14 protein-coding genes are annotated in these 20,396 nt (G+C 67.5%); 9 read left to right on the forward strand and 5 right to left on the reverse strand.

Going from position 1 to position 20,396, the window contains the following annotated elements; all coding sequences use genetic code 11:
- The first annotated feature begins 114 nt into the window (after window positions 1–114).
- The 3 genes from TVH25_RS01430 (at window position 115) to TVH25_RS01440 (ending at window position 8,770) form a co-directional block, all read left to right on the forward strand.
- Window positions 115–894 carry an ABC transporter permease gene (locus TVH25_RS01430; RefSeq protein WP_422423198.1) on the forward strand — a complete coding sequence of 260 codons (780 nt, stop codon included), beginning with the start codon at window positions 115–117 and terminating at the stop codon, window positions 892–894.
- Window positions 895–940: 46 nt separating this feature from the next.
- Complete coding sequence (locus TVH25_RS01435) at window positions 941–4,777, forward strand: ABC transporter ATP-binding protein (protein ID WP_422423199.1); 3,837 nt, start codon at window positions 941–943, stop codon at window positions 4,775–4,777.
- A gap of 204 nt (window positions 4,778–4,981) precedes the next feature.
- Complete coding sequence (locus TVH25_RS01440) at window positions 4,982–8,770, forward strand: multifunctional oxoglutarate decarboxylase/oxoglutarate dehydrogenase thiamine pyrophosphate-binding subunit/dihydrolipoyllysine-residue succinyltransferase subunit (RefSeq protein ID WP_296550993.1); 3,789 nt, start codon at window positions 4,982–4,984, stop codon at window positions 8,768–8,770.
- Window positions 8,771–8,833: 63 nt separating this feature from the next.
- Here the strand turns inward: TVH25_RS01440 and TVH25_RS01445 are convergent, their stop codons facing one another.
- Window positions 8,834–9,547: a TetR/AcrR family transcriptional regulator gene (locus tag TVH25_RS01445; protein ID WP_422423200.1), complete on the reverse strand. Its 714-nt coding sequence runs from the start codon at window positions 9,545–9,547 to the stop codon at window positions 8,834–8,836.
- A 97-nt stretch (window positions 9,548–9,644) separates the two neighbouring features.
- Here TVH25_RS01445 and TVH25_RS01450 point away from each other — a divergent pair, with 97 nt between their 5' ends.
- The 4 genes from TVH25_RS01450 (at window position 9,645) to TVH25_RS01465 (ending at window position 13,653) form a co-directional block, all read left to right on the forward strand.
- Window positions 9,645–11,231: a flavin-containing monooxygenase gene (locus TVH25_RS01450; protein ID WP_422423201.1), complete on the forward strand. Its 1,587-nt coding sequence runs from the start codon at window positions 9,645–9,647 to the stop codon at window positions 11,229–11,231.
- Entirely contained in the window at window positions 11,228–12,055 is an 828-nt protein-coding gene (locus TVH25_RS01455; RefSeq protein ID WP_422423202.1) for an SDR family NAD(P)-dependent oxidoreductase, read from the forward strand. The genes TVH25_RS01450 and TVH25_RS01455 overlap by 4 nt, the downstream gene beginning before the upstream one ends.
- 9 nt (window positions 12,056–12,064) lie before the next feature.
- Entirely contained in the window at window positions 12,065–12,982 is a 918-nt protein-coding gene (locus tag TVH25_RS01460) for an alpha/beta hydrolase (protein WP_422423203.1), read from the forward strand.
- 68 nt (window positions 12,983–13,050) lie between these two features.
- Window positions 13,051–13,653, forward strand: a complete 603-nt coding sequence (locus TVH25_RS01465; protein WP_169621670.1) for a DUF1707 SHOCT-like domain-containing protein — start codon at window positions 13,051–13,053, stop codon at window positions 13,651–13,653.
- A 21-nt stretch (window positions 13,654–13,674) separates the two neighbouring features.
- Here TVH25_RS01465 and TVH25_RS01470 read toward each other — a convergent pair whose 3' ends face one another.
- The 4 genes from TVH25_RS01470 to TVH25_RS01485 form a co-directional block, all read right to left on the reverse strand.
- Window positions 13,675–14,289 carry a glycine betaine ABC transporter substrate-binding protein gene (locus tag TVH25_RS01470; RefSeq protein ID WP_169621669.1) on the reverse strand — a complete coding sequence of 205 codons (615 nt, stop codon included), beginning with the start codon at window positions 14,287–14,289 and terminating at the stop codon, window positions 13,675–13,677.
- Window positions 14,290–14,453: 164 nt separating this feature from the next.
- The gene (locus TVH25_RS01475) at window positions 14,454–15,644 is read right to left on the reverse strand and encodes an NAD(P)-dependent malic enzyme (RefSeq protein ID WP_422423204.1); all 1,191 of its coding nucleotides are present in this window, start codon (window positions 15,642–15,644) and stop codon (window positions 14,454–14,456) included.
- A 436-nt stretch (window positions 15,645–16,080) separates the two neighbouring features.
- The gene (locus TVH25_RS01480) at window positions 16,081–16,569 is read right to left on the reverse strand and encodes a hypothetical protein (RefSeq protein WP_422423205.1); all 489 of its coding nucleotides are present in this window, start codon (window positions 16,567–16,569) and stop codon (window positions 16,081–16,083) included.
- Window positions 16,566–17,420, reverse strand: a complete 855-nt coding sequence (locus TVH25_RS01485; protein ID WP_169652615.1) for a PHP domain-containing protein — start codon at window positions 17,418–17,420, stop codon at window positions 16,566–16,568. Before TVH25_RS01485 ends, TVH25_RS01480 begins: the two co-directional genes overlap by 4 nt.
- 81 nt (window positions 17,421–17,501) lie before the next feature.
- On the opposite strand from TVH25_RS01485, the gene TVH25_RS01490 reads away from it, so the two are divergent.
- Both TVH25_RS01490 and TVH25_RS01495 read left to right on the forward strand, forming a co-directional pair.
- Window positions 17,502–18,584, forward strand: coding sequence for a magnesium and cobalt transport protein CorA (locus tag TVH25_RS01490; RefSeq protein WP_169621728.1), 1,083 nt, complete (start codon window positions 17,502–17,504; stop codon window positions 18,582–18,584).
- On the forward strand, window positions 18,581–20,389 hold the full coding sequence (locus tag TVH25_RS01495) for a hypothetical protein (RefSeq protein WP_422423206.1): 1,809 nt from the start codon (window positions 18,581–18,583) through the stop codon (window positions 20,387–20,389). Before TVH25_RS01490 ends, TVH25_RS01495 begins: the two co-directional genes overlap by 4 nt.
- The last annotated feature ends 7 nt before the right edge of the window (window positions 20,390–20,396 follow it).

Genomic DNA, 20,396 nt, shown 5'->3' on the forward strand with positions numbered 1-20,396 from the left:
GCCGTACCCCCCGCAGCCGTACCCCCCGCAGCCGTATCCCGCCCAGCCGAACCCGCCACAGCAGTACTACGGCCCACCGCAGCAACAGCCGACCGGATCAGAAGGACCCTCCGCATGACCGCGCTCCTGACCGCCGAGTTCCGCAAGGTACTGAGCCTGCGCTACTGGTGGATTCTCGGCATCGCTCCGCTCCTCGTCGGACTGTTCTGCGGGGCGCTGACGCTGCCGGTGATGCGTCAACTCGAAGACGTGGTCGGTGAGGACTTCGCGGAGGCCGCCGCAGCGGCAGTGGGCATCTCACTGGCCCTGGCACTGGTGTTCCTCTTCGCGGCATTGTTCGGGGTGGTCAACACCGGCAGCGAATTCCAGCACCGCACGGTGGTCACGACGTTCCTCACCACGCGGGGCCGCGACCGGGTTCTCGCAACAAAGCTGGCGGTCGTCGCGATCTTCGGTCTGGCGTACTGCCTCGTCGCCGAAGCAATCTCCGCCTTGACCATCTTGTTGTTCGGCGGCGGGTTCAGCGGTGCCGATTTCGGAACGGTCGGCGCGGTCCTCGGCACCGGTCTGCTCTGCGCCGTGCTGTGGGCGCTGATCGGCGCGGGACTCGGACTGCTCACCGGCTCGATGACGGGTTCCGTTCTCGCGATCTGCGCGTGGATCCCGTTCGGTGAACTGATCGTCTCGCTGGTCCTGCACGGGATCGGGCTGGGCGCGATCGCGCAGTACCTGCCCGGACAGGTCACCTGGTACACGCTGTTCTCGGTGGTCGAAATGCCGGACGACGTCGAGATGGCGGTGCGGTGGCCGGTCGCACCCCTCGTCCTGATTCTCTGGACGGTGCTGTTCTGTGGCCTCGGCTGGTGGCGGACCCGCAACCGCGACTTCGTCTGACCCCGCGCGCTCACCGGTGTCGCCGGGCGGCGATAGTGTCGATCGGATGGCACACCTCACCGCACCGGAGTCGCCTCCGACCGGCTGGATACGCCGGCTCGGAGGCGAAGCCCTGCGGCACCGCACTCAGGCGCTTGGGGCTCTCGCGGTCACGATCGTCGCTGCACTGATCGATATCGCGTTCCCGCTGCTGACGAAGGTCGCCCTCGACAGTGCGACCGGACAGGGCGACGTCGCCCCGGACGACACGCGACTGATCGGGCTGGCCGCGGGTGCGATCGCTGCCGGTGCGGTCGTCCGGTTCGGATGCCAGTACGGCCGGCGCATGCTCGCCGGACGTTTGTCTCTGAACGTCCAGCACGACCTTCGGCTCCGGCTGCTCGGATCGCTGCAACGGCTCGACGGTCACGGGCAGGACCGGATCCGGACCGGCCAGGTGGTGTCCCGGTCGATCACGGACCTGCAACTCGTCCAGGGACTGCTCGCACTCGTACCGATGTCCGCGGGTGCGCTGTTGCAGTTCGTTCTCTCCGTCGTGATCATGCTCGCGCTGTCCCCGCTGCTCACCCTCGTCGCGGTGGTGGCGGTGCCGATCATCGTGACGGTGGTCCGCGTCGTCCGTCCCACCCTGTTCGCGGCCACGTGGTCGGCGCAGCAGCGCGCGGCGGATCTCGCACAGCACGTCGAGGAAACGGTCACCGGCGTGCGGGTGGTCAAAGGTTTCGGACAGGAAAGCCGGGCGGTCGATCAACTCGAGGATCACGGGCGCCGGCTCTACGCCGAACGATTGCGCGCGGCCCGGGTGAACTCCCGGTTCGCCGCACCGATGGGCGCCATCCCCCAGCTGGGACTGGTAGCCACCATTGCGATCGGCGGCTGGCTCGCCCTCGAAGGCACGATCACCGTCGGTACGTTCGTCGCGTTCACTGCCTATGTCGCAACGACCACCGCGACGACCCGGACCCTCGCCCAGGTCGTGATCATGGCGCAACTCTCCCGCGCGGCCGTCGAGCGTGTGTACGAAGTGATCGACACCGAGCCCGATGTCGCCGATCCCCCGCATCCTGCGACCCTCCCCGAGGGTCCGCTCGGACTGGCCTTCCGCAACGTCACCTTCGGTTTCGAACCCGGCCGCGATGTCCTGCGCGGCGTCGACCTCGAACTGTCCCCCGGCGAGACCGTAGCGGTCGTCGGCCCCGCCGGTTCCGGCAAAACTGCCATGTCGCTGCTCGTCCCGCGGTTCTACGCGCCCCACGCCGGATCGGTGTGCGTGACCTCGAACGGCGAGGACGTCGACGTCGCATCGCTGCGCGCCGCCGACGTGCGTTCGGCGGTGAGCCTGGTCTTCGACGAACCGTTCCTGTTCTCCGACACCGTCGCCTCCAACATCGCGCTCGGTCGTCCCGATGCGACCGACGAGGAGATCCGCGCCGCCGCCACGGCGGCACGGGCGGACGAGTTCATCGAGGCGCTGCCCGACGGGTACGACACCGTCGTCGGCGAACGGGGCCTGACGCTGTCGGGCGGACAGCGACAGCGCGTCGCACTCGCCCGGGCTCTGCTCGTCGACCCGCGTGTCCTGATTCTCGACGATGCGACGTCCGCGGTGGACGCGGAAACCGAAGCCGCGATCTACGCCGCGCTCCGGGCACAGCCCCAGCGCACCACCCTGGTGCTCGCCCACCGCCGCTCCACGCTGGCTCTCGCCGACCGCGTCGCGGTGCTCGACGGTGGCCGGATCGTCGACGTGGGCACCGCCGACGAACTCGACGCACGCAGTCCCGTGTTCCGGCGGCTTCTGTCGAGCAGTGAGGTTCTCGACGAGGACCTGCCCGGCGAGCCGGAGCCCCTCGACGCCCATGTCCTCTGGCCCACGGAATTCGAGCCCGAGGCCACCACACCGGCGGCCACCGGGGCACCGCCCGCTCCACGCGGCCCCGGAGGCGGTGGACCGGGCAGCGGCGCACTCGGCGCCGTCGCTCCGACACCGGAGTTGCGCGCAGCGGTGGCCGCACTGCCACCGGCTACCGAGACCCCGGGTGACGCCCCGGCATTGCGTTCGGATGCGCTGCGCCGACCGGATCCCGAGTTCCGCTTGTGGACCACCCTGCGGCCGGTGCGGCTGTTGCTCGCCGCCGTGGCAGTGTGCCTGGCGGTCGAGTCGCTCATCGGAATCGCGTTTCCGACGATCGTGCGATTCGCCGTCGACCGCGGCGTGACGCCCGGCAACCCGCAGGCGCTGTGGGAAGCGGCGTTCGCGGGCACAGTCCTCGCGCTGCTCGGCTGGGCGGCGGTGGCGATCCTGACGATCCTGACCGCCCGGGCCGGCGAGCGGGTCCTGTTCGGACTGCGCGTCCGCAGTTATGCGCACCTGCAGAGACTCGGGCTCGACTACTACGAACGGGAACTGTCGGGCCGGATCATGACGCGCATGACGACGGACGTGGATGCGCTGTCCCAGTTCATCCAGACGGGTCTGTCGACCGCGGTGGTCAGCGTGCTGACGCTGACCGGCATCTCCGTCGCGCTGATCGTGACCGACGGATCGCTGGCCCTCGTCGTCCTGGCGGCGATCCCCGTCCTCATCGCGGTGACGTTCTGGTTCAGGTCTGTCTCGCGCGATGCATATGCGCAGTCCCGCGAGCGCATATCGCAGGTCAACGCGATGTTCCAGGAGAACGTGACGGGTCTGCGGGCCGCGCAGGCCTATCGCCGTGAGGAGAACGCGGCCCGGCTGTTCGCCGAACGTGCCGACTCGTACCGTCGCAGCCGCATGCGGTCGCAGCGAGCGATCTCGCTGTACTTCCCCTTCATCTCGCTGCTCTCGGACCTCGCCCTGGCGGCGGTCGTGTTCGTCGGCGCGCGCGAGGTCGCGTCGGGTGCTGCCACTCCCGGTGTGCTCATCGCCTTCGTGCTCTATCTGAACCTGCTCTTCGCTCCCATCCAGCAGTTGTCGCAGGTGTTCGACGGTTACCAGCAGGCCCGCGTCGGGCTCCGCCGCATCGGCGACCTTCTGCGCACCGAGAGTTCCCTCGAAACCGGGCCGACCGGGGACGTTCCCATTTCCGGTCACCTGCACGGCGACGTGAGCCTTCGCGGCGTCGGGTTCCGGTACAGCGGCGCCGACAGCGATGCGCTCACCGACGTGGATCTCGACATTCCCGCGGGCGCGACCGTCGCACTGGTCGGCCGCACCGGCGCCGGAAAGTCGACGGTCGTCAAACTGCTGGCGCGGTTCTACGACCCCACCTCCGGTGCGGTGCGCGTCGACGGAACCGATGTGAGGCGTTACCGCCTGCCGGACTACCGCGCAAGGCTCGGCGTGGTGCCGCAGGAGGCGCACCTGTTCACCGGGTCCATCGCAAGCAACATCGCCTACGGCCGGCCCGAGTCGAGTCGCGAACGCATCGAGAGTGCGGCCCGGGCCGTCGGTGCTCTGGACATGATCGCCGGGCTGAGCGGCGGTATGCACCATCCCGTCGGTGAGCGCGGGCAAGGACTGTCCGCGGGGCAGCGCCAGCTCATCGCGCTCGCCCGCGCGGAACTGGTCGACCCCGACCTGTTGCTGCTCGACGAGGCGACCGCGACCCTCGATCCCGCCACGGAACGCGCGGTGCTCGAGGCAGGGGCGACCGTCACGCGTTCGCGCACCGCGGTCGTCGTCGCGCATCGCCTCGCAACGGCAGCGCGCGCCGATCTCGTCGTGGTGGTCGACGGCGGACGGATCGTCGAAGCCGGACCCCACGAGACGCTGCGTCGTGCGGGCGGTCTGTACACCACGTTGTGGCAACTCGCCAGCGGAGCGCTCGTGCCGGAGACGGTGGGCGACGGCGTCGTACAACCGTCTTCGTCACAGATCACACGTGAGTCCTCGCATTTGTAACGGGGTCCGTTCTGCGGCGATGCACGATTGAGGGAATAATCGGCGGTCGAGAACCGTCGTCGATGGTGACCCCGTCGACTCAGATTGTGAGGTGGCTCTCGGGCATGGATGATCAGTTCGGATCGTCACACACCCACCAGCTAGCCTCATATGCATAGGCGCTCCGATCGGGTACCGAAGAAAGAAACGAGGCGAACAACTGCCGTGAGCAGCAGCTCTACATCACAGTTCGGACAGAACCAGTGGTTGGTTGACGAGATGTACCAGCGGTTTCAGGACGATCCGTCGTCCGTGGACGAGAGCTGGCACGAGTTTCTCACCGACTATTCTCCCGAGGCACACGTGGCCGGAGGCTCCAACGGCGCCGAGGTGAAGACCCCCGAGAAGTCCACTCAGCCCTCCGCCACCAAGACTGCCCCGGCTGCTGCACCCGCAGCGCCGAAGGCGTCCGCCTCGTCTACCAAGGCTCCCGCGAAGTCCTCCGACAACGCCGGTAACTCTGCTGCGAAGCCGGCTGCCGCGCCGGCGAAGGCCGCACCGGCCAAGCCTGCGACCGCGTCCAAGCCTGCGACCGCGTCCAAGCCTGCTCCGAAGCCGGCGAGCACCTCTTCCGACAAGAAGTCCGAGGAGACCAAGGTTCTCCGGGGCGCGGCTGCTGCCGTCGCGAAGAACATGAACGCCTCGCTGTCGATCCCGACGGCCACCAGCGTTCGCGCGGTCCCCGCGAAGTTGATGTTCGACAACCGCATCGTCATCAACAACCACCTCGCCCGCACCCGGGGCGGCAAGGTCTCGTTCACTCATCTTCTCGGCTACGCGATCGTCCAGGCGGTCAAGGCGTACCCGAACATGAACAACCACTACGCCGAGATCGACGGGAAGCCCAACCTCGTCACCCCCGCGCACACCAACCTCGGTCTCGCGATCGACCTGCCGGGCAAGAACGGCTCCCGTTCGCTCGTCGTCGCCGCAATCCGCAACTGCGAGACGATGAACTTCGCGCAGTTCTACTCGGCGTACGAGGACATCGTCCGCCGCGCGCGCGACGGCAAGCTCACCGGCGAAGACTTCTCCGGCGTCACCATCTCGCTGACCAACCCGGGCGGCATCGGCACCGTGCATTCGGTGCCGCGTCTGATGGGCGGCCAGGGAGCGATCATCGGTGCCGGTGCGATGGAGTACCCCGCCGAGTTCCAGGGCGCATCCGATGCGCGTATCGCCGAGATGGGCATCGGCAAGCTGCTGACGCTGACCTCGACCTACGACCACCGGGTCATCCAGGGCGCCGAGTCGGGTGAGTTCCTCAAGACCATCCACCAGCTGCTGATCTCCGACGAGTTCTACGACGAGATCTTCCACACGCTGCACATTCCTTACGAGCCGGTCCGCTGGCGCAAGGACGTGCCCGAGGGCCTGGTCGACAAGAGCACCCGCGTGCTCGAGCTCATCGCCGCCTACCGCAGCCGCGGCCACCTCATGGCCGACACCGATCCGCTGCAGTTCGTCCGCGACAAGTTCCGGTCGCATCCGGATCTCGACGTGATCACCCACGATCTGACGCTGTGGGATCTCGATCGCGAGTTCAATGTCGGCGGCTTCCACGGCAAGCAGAAGATGAAGCTGCGCGACGTCCTGTCGGTGCTGCGCGACGCGTACTGCCGCCACGTCGGTATCGAGTACACGCACATCCTCGAGCCCGAGCAGCAGCAGTGGATCCAGGAACGCGTCGAGGCGCACCACGTCAAGCCGACGGTCGCCCAGCAGAAGTACATCCTCAGCCGCCTCAACGCCGCCGAGGCGTTCGAGACGTTCCTGCAGACCAAGTACGTCGGCCAGAAGCGTTTCTCGCTCGAGGGGTCCGAGTCGGTCATCCCGATGATGGACGCCATCATCGATCAGGCCGCCGAGCACCAGCTCGACGAAGTCGCCATCGCGATGCCGCACCGTGGACGCCTCAACGTGCTCGCCAACATCGTGGGCAAGCCGTACTCCCAGATCTTCACGGAGTTCGAGGGCAACCTGAACCCGGCCGCCGCACACGGCTCCGGCGACGTGAAGTACCACCTGGGCGCCGAGGGCACCTACATCCAGATGTTCGGCGAGAACGACATCAAGGTGTCGCTCACCGCCAACCCGTCGCACCTCGAAGCCGTCAACCCGGTGCTCGAGGGCCTGGTTCGCGCCAAGCAGGACATCCTCGACAAGGGCGAGAGCGGCTTCACCGTTCTGCCGCTGCTGCTGCACGGCGACGCCGCGTTCGCAGGTCAGGGTGTCGTGGCGGAGACGCTCAACCTCGCATTGCTGCGCGGCTACCGCACCGGCGGCACCGTGCACATCGTGGTCAACAACCAGGTCGGCTTCACCACCGCCCCGGAGCACTCGCGTTCGTCGGAGTACTGCACCGATGTGGCGAAGATGATCGGTGCGCCGATCTTCCACGTCAACGGTGACGACCCCGAGGCGTGTGTGTGGGTTGCGCAGCTCGCCGTGGACTTCCGCGAGAAGTTCCACAAGGACGTCGTGATCGACATGATCTGCTACCGCCGCCGCGGCCACAACGAGGGCGACGATCCCTCGATGACGCAGCCGGCGATGTACGACGTCATCGACACCAAGCGCAGCGTCCGCAAGAGCTACACCGAGGCCCTGATCGGCCGCGGGGACATCTCGCTCAAGGAAGCCGAAGACGCCCTGCGCGACTACCAGGGTCAGCTCGAGCGTGTCTTCAACGAGGTGCGCGAGCTGGAGAAGTACCAGCCGGAACCGTCCGAATCGGTCGAGCTCGACCAGACTCCGCCCGCGCGTCTGAAGACTGCTGTCGACAAGGACGTGCTCGAGCGGATCGGCGACGCGTTCGCCGATGTGCCCGACGGCTTCAGCGTGCACCCGCGCGTCAAGCCCGTGATCGAGAAGCGCCGCACGATGTCGCGCGAGGGTCACATCGACTGGGCCTACGCCGAGCTCCTCGCATTCGGTTCGCTCGTCGAGCAGGGCGCACTCGTGCGCCTGGCCGGCCAGGACTCGCGTCGCGGCACCTTCACGCAGCGTCACTCGGTGCTGATCGACCGCAAGACGGGCGAGGATTACAGCCCGCTCGCGGCAGTCGCCGCCGAGGCCGGTAACGGCGGACGCTTCATGGTGTACGACTCGGCTCTGACCGAGTTCGCAGGCCTGGGCTTCGAGTACGGCTACTCGGTGGGCAACCCCGATGCACTCGTGCTGTGGGAGGCGCAGTTCGGCGACTTCGTCAACGGCGCGCAGTCGATCATCGACGAGTTCATCTCGTCGGGTGAGGCCAAGTGGGGCCAGCTTTCGGACGTCGTGCTGCTGCTGCCGCACGGCCACGAGGGTCAGGGCCCCGACCACACCTCGGGCCGTATCGAGCGCTGGCTCCAGCTGTGCGCCGAGGGCTCGATGACCGTGGCGATGCCGTCGACCCCGGCGAGCTACTTCCACTTGCTGCGCCGTCACCACCTGGACGGCATCCGCCGCCCGCTCGTGGTGTTCACGCCGAAGTCGATGCTGCGCAACAAGGCTGCGGTCAGCAACATCGAGGACTTCACCGAGGGCAAGTTCCGTTCCATCCTCGAAGAGGTCCCGTTCGAGGACGGATCTGCCGACCGCTCGAAGGTCGAACGTGTCCTGCTGACCTCCGGCAAGATCTACTGGGAACTGCTCGCGAAGAAGCAGAAGGAAGGCCGCGACGACATCGCGATCGTCCGTGTCGAGCAGCTGTACCCGGTGCCGCGTCGCCGTATCGCGGAGACGCTCGAGCAGTACCCGAACGCGTCCGAGTTCTTCTGGGTCCAGGAAGAGCCGGCGAACCAGGGTGCATGGCCGTTCTTCGGTCTGGCGCTGCCCGAGATGCTCCCGGAGAAGCTGGCCGGGATCAAGCGGATCTCGCGTCGCGCGATGTCCGCGCCGTCCTCGGGATCGAGCAAGGTCCACGCTGTCGAACAGCAGGAGATCCTCGAGAAGGCCTTCACGCGGTAAGAAGCCCCGTTGCGGTCCCTCACGGGGGCCTGACGGTTCTCATGCGAGCCGGGTCGGTTCGTCCTACGGGGCGACCGGCCCGGCTCGCGAGGTTTCGACGGCGATCGGCTCCGACGGCAGCCCGCCGATCGAGTCCGGCTGAGCCGACGCCACCACCGCAGGAAGCGCGGCGACCGCCAGATCGACGAACTGCTCGCGGGTGAGTGCGGAGTCGTGGTTCGGCGCGGTGTCCGGGTCGTGCGCCGGAGACGGCGAGATGCCCTGCTCCTGCAGCCACGCGATCGTGATGTCCTCGACGAACGCCACCCAGCCGCGGACCGCGAGGCGGACCATTGCGTCGACATCGATACCGATGCTCGGAAGGTGCGTGACGGTGCGTTCGACCATGGCGCGCCGGGTCTCCTCGAAGACCGCCCGCATGTCGGGGTCGCCGCTGACCGAACCCCGGAGCATCGAAACGTAGGTGGCGGGGCGTTCGGTGACGTAGTCGACGTACGCGACGACGGTGCCGCGCAGCATCTCCATCGGATCCAGGCTCTCGTCGGGAGCGGTCCGTTCGAGCATGTCGCGGCTGATGTGCTGCACGACCGCCACCTGGAAGTCGTGCTTGGACCCGAAGTAGTGGAACAGCAGTCCGCGCGACACCCCGGCGCGGTCGGCGATGTCCTCGACGGAGATCTGGTCGAGGGAGCGACTGGCGAGTAGCTCCACGCCGAGCTCGATCAGTTGAGCACGGCGTTGCTGTGGACTCAGGCGGGTTCGCCGCCCTCCTTTCACGGAACTGTTGCCTTTCACCGTTCCATGCAAGCATTCTTATTGAATAATGGTCAACAACCTATTGACCACGTCACGCCGACCCCTTAATCTCAGATACATGAGTCTTCCGGTTACAGACACCTCCGCCGGTGAGAGCACCCGCCGGATCGATACGCTGATCATCGGCAGTGGGTTCGCCGGACTCGGCGCCGCCATCAAGCTCTCGCAGGCCGGCAAGGAATTCCTGGTCCTCGAACGCGCGGCCGAGGTGGGTGGCACCTGGCGCGACAACACCTATCCCGGTGCCGCGTGCGACGTGCCGTCGAACCTCTACTCCTACTCGTTCGCACTCAATCCCGGATGGACACGCTCGTTCTCGCCCCAGCCCGAGATCCAGGCGTACATCACCTCCGTGGCCGACAAGTACGAGGTCCGCCGGCGCACCGTGTTCGGCTGCGACGTCCAGGACGCACGCTGGAACGGAGACACGCACCGCTGGGACGTGCGCACCACCCGTGGCGATTTCAGCGCCAAGAACCTCGTCTCCGCGGTCGGCGCCCTGTGCGAACCCTCGCTTCCCGACATCGCGGGAATCGACCGCTTCGGCGGCGAGATCTTCCACTCCGCCCGGTGGAACCACGACGCCGACCTCACCGGTAAGCGGGTTGCCGTCATCGGGACCGGCGCCTCTGCCATCCAGATCGTGCCCGCCATCGCCGGCACGGTCGCGCACCTCGACGTGTACCAGCGCACCGCGCCGTGGGTGCTCCCCCGCGCCGACCGCGAATACACGAAGGCCGAAAAGTTCGCCTTCCGGTACATTCCCGGCTTCCAGCGACTCTCACGCACCCTGCAGTACCTCATGCGGGAAACACAAGTGGTCGGGCTCGCCAAGGCACCCGTCTTCATGAAGCCGCTCGAACTCGCCGCGAGGGCGCAGATCCGCCGGGGCATCTCCGATCGCGCCCTGCGGCGCAAGGTCACCCCGAATTTCGGAATCGGCTGCAAGCGCATGCTGATCTCCAACAACTACTACCCGGCACTCGACCGCCCGAACGTCGACCTGGTCACCGACGGCATCGCCGAGGTCACCACCGACGGCATCGTGACGAAGGACGGCACCACCCGCGAGGTCGACGCGATCGTCGTCGCCACCGGATTCCACGTCACCGATTCCCCGATGTTCGCGGGGATCTTCGGCAAGGACGGTCGCTCTCTCGCAGACGTATTCGACGAAACCGGCATGCAGGGATACAAGGGGTCCACAGTCGCGGGGTTCCCGAACCTGTTCTTCCTCGTCGGCCCCAACACCGGCCTCGGACACACGTCCATGGTGTACATGATCGAGTCGCAGCTCAACTATCTCGTCGACGCGATCGACACGCTCGATCGGCATCGTCTCGGCACCGTCGAAGTGCGCCAGGACGCCCAGGACGAGTACAACCGGGGAATCCAGGACGCACTGAAGAACAGCGTGTGGAACAACGGCGGCTGCGCGAGCTGGTACCTCGACAAGCACGGCAACAACACGACGCTCTGGCCCGGTTTCACTTTCGAATTCCGCCGCATCACCAAGCATTTCGACCTCGACGCGTACCGTAGCGTGGCCGAGTCCGATCTTCCGGCACCTGCCGAAGCCGTCGAATCCGCCGGCACCACCACCGAGCGCACCGCGCCCGCATCCAGGAAGGCTGCACTCCAGTGAGCGAATTCGAGGGCCGGGTCGTCGTCATCACGGGAGCCGCATCCGGAATCGGGCGGGCGCTCGCCGTCGACCTCGCCGGTCGGGGCGCCACACTCGCACTGTCCGACGTCGATACGGTGGGTCTCGCGGAAACCGCGCGCCTGGCAAGCAGTCTCGGTGCCGAGGTGAAGTCCGATCACCTCGACGTCACGCAGCGGGAAGCTGTGTACGCGTACGCCGACGCCGTCGTCGCCCGCTTCGGCAAGGTCAACCAGTTGTACAACAACGCGGGGATCGCCTATCACGGTGAGTTCGAACGGTCCGAGTTCAAGGACATCGAACGGATCGTCGATGTGGATTTCTGGGGCGTCGTCAACGGCACCAAAGCCTTTCTGCCGCACCTGATCGCATCCGGAGACGGGCACCTGATCAATGTCTCGAGCCTGTTCGGCCTCCTGGGCATCCCCGGCCAGACGGCATACAACGCCGCCAAGTTCGCGGTTCGCGGATTCACCGAATCCTTGCGCCAGGAAATGCTGATCGCCAAGCATCCTGTCCGCGTGACCTGTGTGCACCCGGGCGGCATCAAGACCGCCATCGCACGGAACGCGGCAGTGCCCGACGGCGACGACCAGCAGAGCTTCGCGCAGTTCTTCGACAGCAAACTCGCCCGTACCACCCCGGAGGCCGCCGCGAAGACGATCCTCCGGGGCGTCCGGAAGAACCGCCCCCGCGTGCTCATCGGCGCCGACGCCAAGTTGCTCGACGGCTGGGTCCGGATCGTCGGTCCGTCCTACCAGCGTGTCGTAGCGACGGTTGCGGGTCGCATCATGCCCAAGAACTAGGCTGCGCCGATGCCACAGCTTCCTTTGCGCCTCGTGCGGACGACCCTGCGTCCCCTCTACCGGCTCACTCTCAACGCGCGGCTGCCGTACTCGGTGCAGCGGCGATTGCTCGAAGCCGCCGCACCGATCCAGCCGTTGCCGGAGGGCACCGTCGTCCGGAAGGTCACGCTCGGCGGACGACCCGCCGAACGGGTCACGGTAGGGGCGACGGAGCGACCAACAGCGGTGCTGTATCTGCACGGCGGCGCATACACCTGCGCCTCCCCCGCCACCCACCGATCGCTGGTCGCGCATCTCGCGGCCGCGACCGGATCGGTGGTGTACGCACTCGACTACCGTCTCGCTCCGGAACACCCGTACCCGGCCGCTCTCGACGACGCGGTGGCCGCGTACATCGATCTGATCACCGAGCACGGCGCAGATGCGGCGACCACCCCGCTCGCCGGTGATTCCGCGGGCGGCGGCCTGTCGGTCGCCACCGCGCGCCGGCTCATCGACCGGCACGGCGTCACACCGGCAGCGCTGGGCCTGCTGTCGCCGTGGGTCGATCCGGGCTCCCGCACCGTGCCGTTCGACCGGGACGTCGTCGTCAACACCGCTTGGGCGTTCTCGTCCGCCGAGGCCTACCTCGGCACAGGCGACCCGGCCGATCCCGGTTACGCGCCGCTGCACGGAGACCTCACGGGACTCCCCCCGACGCTGATCCAGGTGGGCGTGAGGGAAGTGCTGTACCCGCAGATCTCCGAGTTCGCGGAGAAGCTGCGTGCGGCGGGCATCGATCTGGAGTACACCGAACAGCCCGAGTTGTGGCACGTCGCGCACCTGCAGGCCGGACTCGTACGCGAGGCGGCCGAGGCGGTGGACGATGTCGGAACGTTCCTGCGACGGCACATGTCCGGTGCGGCACCGGCAGGCACACACGACTGACGGTCGACCGGAAGAGCCGATTAATTCTATAGTTGAGATCCGACAATTCGACCCGGACGGCGGATCTCATGACGGACGACCCGAACACCCCGGACATCCTGCTCAGCGATAGCGAGCGTCTGCACGCGCTCAACGTCCTGAGTGAGCACTACGCCGCAGGCCGGCTCGACTCGTCGGAGTTCTACGACCGATCCGGCTGGGTCGCGCAGGCACGCAGCCTGTCCGCCGCCCGGCCGGCCTTCGACGGCCTTCCGGGTGGTGTACCGCTGGAAATCGCCGACGGGCATGTCCGGGTGGTCGACGGGTCCGCATCCGTTCCGGCGGTGCGCCCGAACGATGCGCCCGCACCCACCGATCCGGAAACCGAACTCGTCTCGCTGCGCCAACGGGGAAGCGTCGTCGAGTCTCTCGACTGGATCATCATCGGCATCACCCTGATGACGTTTCTCGTGCTGCAGATGATCGTCGATTGGGAGTACGCCTGGGTGGTATGGCCGTCGCTGATCGTCACGCTGAGTGTGCCCCGCATGATCCTGGGTTTCAGCGACGAGGACGAAGAGCTCTACGAGGAGCTCAAGGAATCGAGCGCCGATGAGCGCAAAGCGCGCCTGCGGGAAGCGGCGGAACGGATCCGGCAGCTCGAGAGCGGCGACAGCAAACGAGAGAAGTGAGGCCCGCCCTCGGCCTGAGTCTCAGCGCGCGGCGAGCCAATCGTCCGCTGCGCGGCCGGGTTCGAGCTCCCCGCGTCGCACCGCGTCCCCCATCTCGGCGAGTTCGTCCGTGGTGAGCTCCCCTGCCACCACGTTCAGCGCCTTCACCTGCTCCGGTGTCAGTGCACCGCTGCGTATCAGCGGGACGACATTCGCGGCCGCCGCGGAGCTTCCGGCGTCCCCTGCATCTCCCGACCCGGGCTGCTCGGCGACCGCATAATCGGAGACCGAGAGCCCCTGCGGCAGCGATCTGTTCAATTCCTCGAACACGTCGTCCGGTTCGACCGCAGTGGCGCCGGGCTGCAACCGCAGCAGCAGCCCTCCCATGTATTCCGGCAGCACGTCGACCGCGCCGGAATCCAGCGCCGCCAGATCCTCGCCTTCGGAGAGCCCGAGCCGGGTATCCACGGGCGACCCGGTTCCGCGCAGCACCGCTGCGTAGATCTCGGCGAGGACCCGGCTGTCGGGCGACTGCCCCGAGCCGACGGTGAGCACACCGGGATCCGAATCCGCCGACAGGACCTGGCCGGTCGAGCATCCGACGAGTGTCGCGGCCGTCGCCATCATCGCCGCGACGCCGAGCATCCGTGTCTTCACCGATCGTCACACTCCTCGAACTCGCCCGTTGCTAGACCGCCTCCTATCGTCCCATCCGGTTGCGGCAGCATCGGCGGGAGGCACCGCAGCACCGCTTCCTCTCACCGACGCCGAACGCCCGCCCGGAGTCCCGGACGGGCGTTCGGCGAACAGAACAGCTCGGATCAGGCGACGCCCTCGGCCTTGGCCGCTGCCGCAACAGCTTCCGCGACGGCCGGCTCGACCCGCGGATCCAGCGGGCTCGGCACGATCTTGTCGACGGACAGTTCGTCGGCGACGACCGAGAGGATCGCGTCGGCGGCCGCGAGCTTCATGCCCTCGGTGATGCGCCGGGCACCGGCGTCCAGCGCGCCCCGGAACACACCCGGGAACGCGAGCACGTTGTTGATCTGGTTCGGGAAGTCGCTGCGACCGGTGGCGACGATGGCGGCGTACTTGCGCGCGATGTCGGGGTGGATCTCCGGGTCGGGGTTGGACATCGCGAAGATGATGGCGTTGTCGGCCATCGTCGCGATGATCTCCTCGGGGACGGTGCCCGCGGACACGCCCAGGAACACATCGGCCCCGTCGAGAGCCTCGATGAGACCGCCGCGACGATCCGCCGGGTTGGTACGAGAAGCCAGGTCGGCCTTGATCGGGTGCAGGTCGGCGCGATCCGACGAGACGATGCCCTTCGAATCGAGCACCACGACGTCCTCGATGCCCGCGGCGAGAAGGATGTTCGCGCACGCGACACCCGCGGCACCTGCGCCGGAGATGACCACGCGCAGCGTCTTGATGTCACGGTCCTGCACCTTCACGGCGCCCTTGAGCGCAGCCAGTGCGACAATCGCGGTGCCGTGCTGGTCGTCGTGCATGACGGGGCAGTCGAGTGCCTCGATGACGCGCTTCTCGATCTCGAAGCAGCGCGGCGCCGAAATGTCCTCGAGGTTCACGGCACCGAAGCTGGGACGCAACCGGATCAGTGTCTCGACGATCGCGTCGGGATCCTTCGTGTCGAGCACCAAGGGAATCGAGTCGAGCCCGGCGAACTTCTTGAACAGCGCGGACTTACCCTCCATCACGGGCAGCGACGCGCGGGGGCCGATGTCGCCGAGTCCGAGCACGGCCGTGCCGTCGGACACGACCACGACGAGCCGGCTCGTCCAGGTGTACCGCGCGGCGAGCGTCTCGTCGGCCGCGATCGCACGGCTGACCTGGGCGACGCCCGGGGTGTAGGCGATGGAGAGGTCGCGCTGGGTCTCGAGGGGCGCGGCGAGCTCGACCGAAAGCTTCCCGCCCACATGGCTTGCGAAGATCTCTTCGTCGGTCAGCTCGAGCTTCTCGGGGGTATGTGCAGCAGACACAATTGACACGATGACACTCCTGCGTGTTCCGAGACCAGTCCTGGCCTCGGTTACTGCGAAGAAACTGCACTCTCATGCGTTTCACATGGAGATACGGTGCTCCGCCAAGGACATATTCGATGAAGCATCCGGCGCGCGATCATGGTTACGGCTGTGGAACGCTGTACGTCTTCCGGAGCGCGATGGCGCCGGGGCGGGTGGCCTCGGCGACAAGCCCTCGAGCGGCTCTGCCATCTTTCTTCCGATACCGGAAGGGTGACTCCGGCCTCGGTCGTGGTGGCGAGTTTGCCACCTTTACAGACCAACAATCAAATCGGCATCGATTGCAAAGGTTTCACCTTTTTGTGGTCTCACCTGTGAGTTTGCGGTAACCCCGGGTACGGCGCAACCCGGTTCCTGGGGATTCTCCGGTGCTACCGGTCGGTAGCACCGGAGCGCCGCCGATTCAGCCCCACCACTGCGTGATCAACAGAATCGATGCAGTGACGATGACCACAACGGGTGCGGCGAACGCGGCGAAGCCCCGTGCGCGGTCGGCGACGATCTGGGCGCCGACGGCCACGAGTGCCGCGACGACGTGGGCCGCCACCGAAGCCGAGCCCGGTCCGGGAAAGCCCCGTTGGCCGCCGAGATACTGCGCGCCGACCACCACCGCGGCCAGCACGAGCACTGCCCCGGCGACCACGCCGGACACGACCCGCCCCGCACGAACCGGCAACGATGCCCTACGCGGCTGCCCGGAGTGCCCGGCCCTGCCGTACTTCCGGTTGTCGTACTCCCTGCTGTCGTACTGCCTGCTGTCGTACTGCCGCCTGTCGTACTGCCTCCTGTCGTACTGCCGCCTGTCGTACGCCCGGCTGTCGTAATGCTCCGGCGCCGCGGCGAATTCGTCGTCCCGTCCGGCGCCCTGATGCCCCGTCCCCGACGTCCTCATCCCACGACCACCTCGACTCCCTTCGCCCTGTCGAGCAGAGCTTCGTACGCGCCGGGGTCGGTCGTGAACCGTCCGAGCGCGATGTCCTTGTTCCGTCCGTGATAGTCCGACGATCCGGTGACGAACAACCCCAGGCGTTCAGCCATGTCGCGCATCAACCGGGCATCCGCGTCGCTGTGGTCCGGGTGATCCGCTTCGAGTCCGCCCAGGCCGATCTCCGCGAGTTCCTCGATGTGGTCGAGGGCCAGCAGGCGCCCGCGTGCGCGCGCACGAGCGTGCGCGATCACGGTGACACCGCCCGCGGCCGTCACCATCCGCACCGCGTCCGCGAGCGGCGTGTCCGCTTTCGACACGTAATAGCGGCCTCGCGGCGACAACAGTTCGGTGAATGCGTCTCCCACCGTCGCCACCACCCCGGCGTCGACGAGCGCACGGGCGAGATGCGGCCGGCCCGCCGCCGGCCCCGCCTGTGCGAGGACCGCGTCGACATCGATCGGGAGCCCGTCGTCGGCCATGCGCTCGGCCATCGTCCTGATCCGCGACACGCGCTCCCCGCGCAACCGCCCGAGTTCGACCACGAAGTCCGGGTCGTCCGGGTCGAACAGATACGCCAGCAGGTGCACCGCGACGGGCGCGCCATCCTCACCGCGCCCCGTGCACGACATCTCCATCCCGCGCACGAGTCGCAGTCCGGACGGCGTCGCCGCGGCCGCCTCGTCCCATCCGGTGGTGGTGTCGTGGTCGGTCAGTGCCACCACGTCCAGTCCTGCCTCGGCAGCCGCGCGAACCAGCGCGGACGGACTGTCCGTGCCGTCGGACGCGGTGGAGTGGGAATGCAGATCTATGCGCACGTCACCAGTCTGTCAGGTGTGGCGACTAACATGACGGCGCGACATCTCGTGCCGCTCGACCACAACGGAGGGAGGGAGACCATGGCGAACCTGCCCTCCCGATCGGATCGGCACATCTCGGTGGCACCACCCGAGGCGGCCGGGCCGCCCCCACCGGTGCCCACCGAACAGGCCGTGGTGGACTGCGCGGTCTATATCGACGGCCGGCGCGAACCGGGCAAGTACACACACTCCGAGGCGCTCGCCGAAGTGCGTCGCCGCGGAAACGGATTCGTGTGGCTCGGCCTGCACGAACCGGACGAACAGCAGATGACGAGCGTGGCCCGGACGTTCGGCCTGCACGAACTGATGGCGGAGGACGCGGTCCACGCGCACCAGCGCCCCAAACTCGAGCGTTACGACGACCTGTTGTTCCTGGTTCTGCGGACCGTGAGCTATATCGAGCACGAAAGCGTGACCACGACCAAGGACATCGTCGAAACCGGCGAGATCATGCTGTTCACCGGGCCGGACTTCATCATCAGCGTGCGACACGGCGACCATTCCGAACTCTCCCGGGTGCGCAGCCGGCTCGAGAAGAATCCGGCGCGGCTGATGCTCGGTCCCGCCGCGGTGCTGCACGCGATCGCCGACCACGTCGTCGATTCCTATCTCGCGGTCACCACCGCCGTGCAACCCGACGTCGACGATCTCGAAGAACTCGTCTTCACCCCCGACACACATATCGCGGTCGAACAGATCTACCTCCTCAAGCGCGAAATCGTGCAGTTGCGACGCGCGGTCGTCCCGCTCGCCGAACCGTTGCAGCTACTCATCCGGTCGCCGGGCAACCCTGTGCCGAAGGACGTGCGCCGCTACTTCCGTGACGTCGCCGACCACCACACCACCGTCTCCGACCGCATCGCCGCGTTCGACGAGACTCTCGGCACGCTGCTCGACGCGGCCATCGCGAAGGTCACCGTGCAACAGAACACAGATATGCGACGTATCTCGGCGTGGGTCGCGATCGCCGCGGTGCCTACGATGATCGCCGGTATCTACGGAATGAACTTCGACAAGATGCCCGAGTTGCACTGGGATTACGGCTATTTCCTCGTGTGGGGTGTCATCGTCGTCATCACTGTGGGACTGTTCGTCACGTTCCGACGCAACAAGTGGCTGTGACGACCGCACTTTTCGAACGCGGGCCGGGAAGTCCTGCGGCGCAGCACGACCGGGGCCGGATCGTCCTGGTCGTCGCCCTCGCGCTGATCGCTGCGCAGGTGGCACTCCGGACCGCGATCGCGGTCACGAGCGAGTTCTACTGGGACGACCTGATCCTCATCGGGCGGGCCGGCACCGAGTCGCTGCTGTCGGAGTCCTTCCTGCGGTACGACCACGACGGCCATCTCATGCCCGGCGCGTTTCTCGTCGCAGGGCTCGCCACCATGATCGCCCCGCTGCAGTGGTGGCCTGCCGCGGTGACTCTCGTGCTGGCGCAGGCACTCGCCTCGCTCGCGGTGCTCCGCGTGCTGTGGCTGTTGCTCGGTGCACGGCGCGCACTCTGGGCGCCTCTCCTGTTCTACCTGTTCACCCCGCTGACCCTGCCTGCGTTCGCATGGTGGGCGGCGGCACTCAATTCGCTACCGATGCAGGCGGCTCTCGCCTGGGTCGCGGGCGACGCCCTTCGGTACGCCCGCTCCGGCCGGCGCCGGTATCTCGTGAGCGGCGTACTCGTCACGGCCCTCGCGTTGATGTTCTTCGAGAAGGCGATCCTCGTTCCGTTCGTCGCGTTCACCGTGCTCGCCCTCACCTACCGCGTCGACGGGCAGCGCCGGCCGGTGCGGACCGCGTTGCGGCAGGCGGCACCGCTGTGGCTCGCCTCGGCGGTCGTGCTCGCGGTGTGGAGCGGTCTCTACGTCTCCACGGTCGAATCACGGTTCGGCGTACCGACCGCCGACATGGCGCTCGGATTGAGCCACCACGGCCTGTCGTACGGATTGCTCCCCTCCCTGGTCGGTGGCCCGTGGCAGTGGGACCGGTGGAACCCCGGACCGCCGTGGGCGGACCCACCGGTAGTGCTCGTCGTCGTGGCCTGGGCCGCGCTCGCCGTCGCGCTCGCATGGAGCCTGCGGACACGGCAGCGCACCGGATTCGTCTGGGCCGCGACCGGCGCATACGTCGCGGCATCGATGGTCGCGATGATCAGTACCCGATTCGGGCCCGGCACCACATACGAACTCGCCCAGACGCTGCGGTACTTCGCCGACTCCGCTGTCGTCGTCGCTGTCGCGGCCGCACTGATCCTGCGGGCGCCACCCCGGCCGGATGCGCCGGCGATCCCCACGACTGTGGTGCGGGCGGTCGCGGCCGTGGCCGCAGCAACGTTCGCCGTCGGTTCCCTGTGGTCCACAGTGACCTTCACCCGAAGCTGGACCGATAATCCGACCGGCGAGTACCTGGACAACGCTCGCTCCGGTCTGGTCTCCCGCCCGGACGTGGCCGTACTCGACCATCCGGTCTCGGTGTGGGTCCTCCTTCCCGTGACGTTTCCGCACAACCTGATGGGATCGGTGTTCGCCGCGCTCCCCGACCGGTCCGACATCGGCGACAGCACGACGGAACTACGCGTCCTCGACGAGGCGGGGGCACTCGTGCCCGCCGATCTGATGGCGGTGCGCTGGGTCGATCCGGGCCCCGAACCGGGATGCGGTCGTCACGTGGTGCCCGGCACCACCACGATGCTGCCGACCGGGCCGATGCTGGAAGCGACGTGGACCGTCCAGCTGAACTATCTGGCGTCGGCCGACGGCGAGATCGAGGTGGGTTTCCCGTCGCGGGAACCGGCTCGCGTCGAGGTCACCGAGGGTCCGGGCACGGTGTACGTGCGGGTGCCCGGCGGCGGCGACGGTCTACAGGTTCGCACCGCTACCCCCGGTATGAGCGTGTGCGTCGGTGCGGGGCCGGTGGGAGTGGTCGTACCGCGTTGACGCACCC

The organism is Rhodococcus sp. 7Tela_A2 (assembly GCF_049311045.1).
GTDB lineage: Bacteria > Actinomycetota > Actinomycetes > Mycobacteriales > Mycobacteriaceae > Rhodococcus.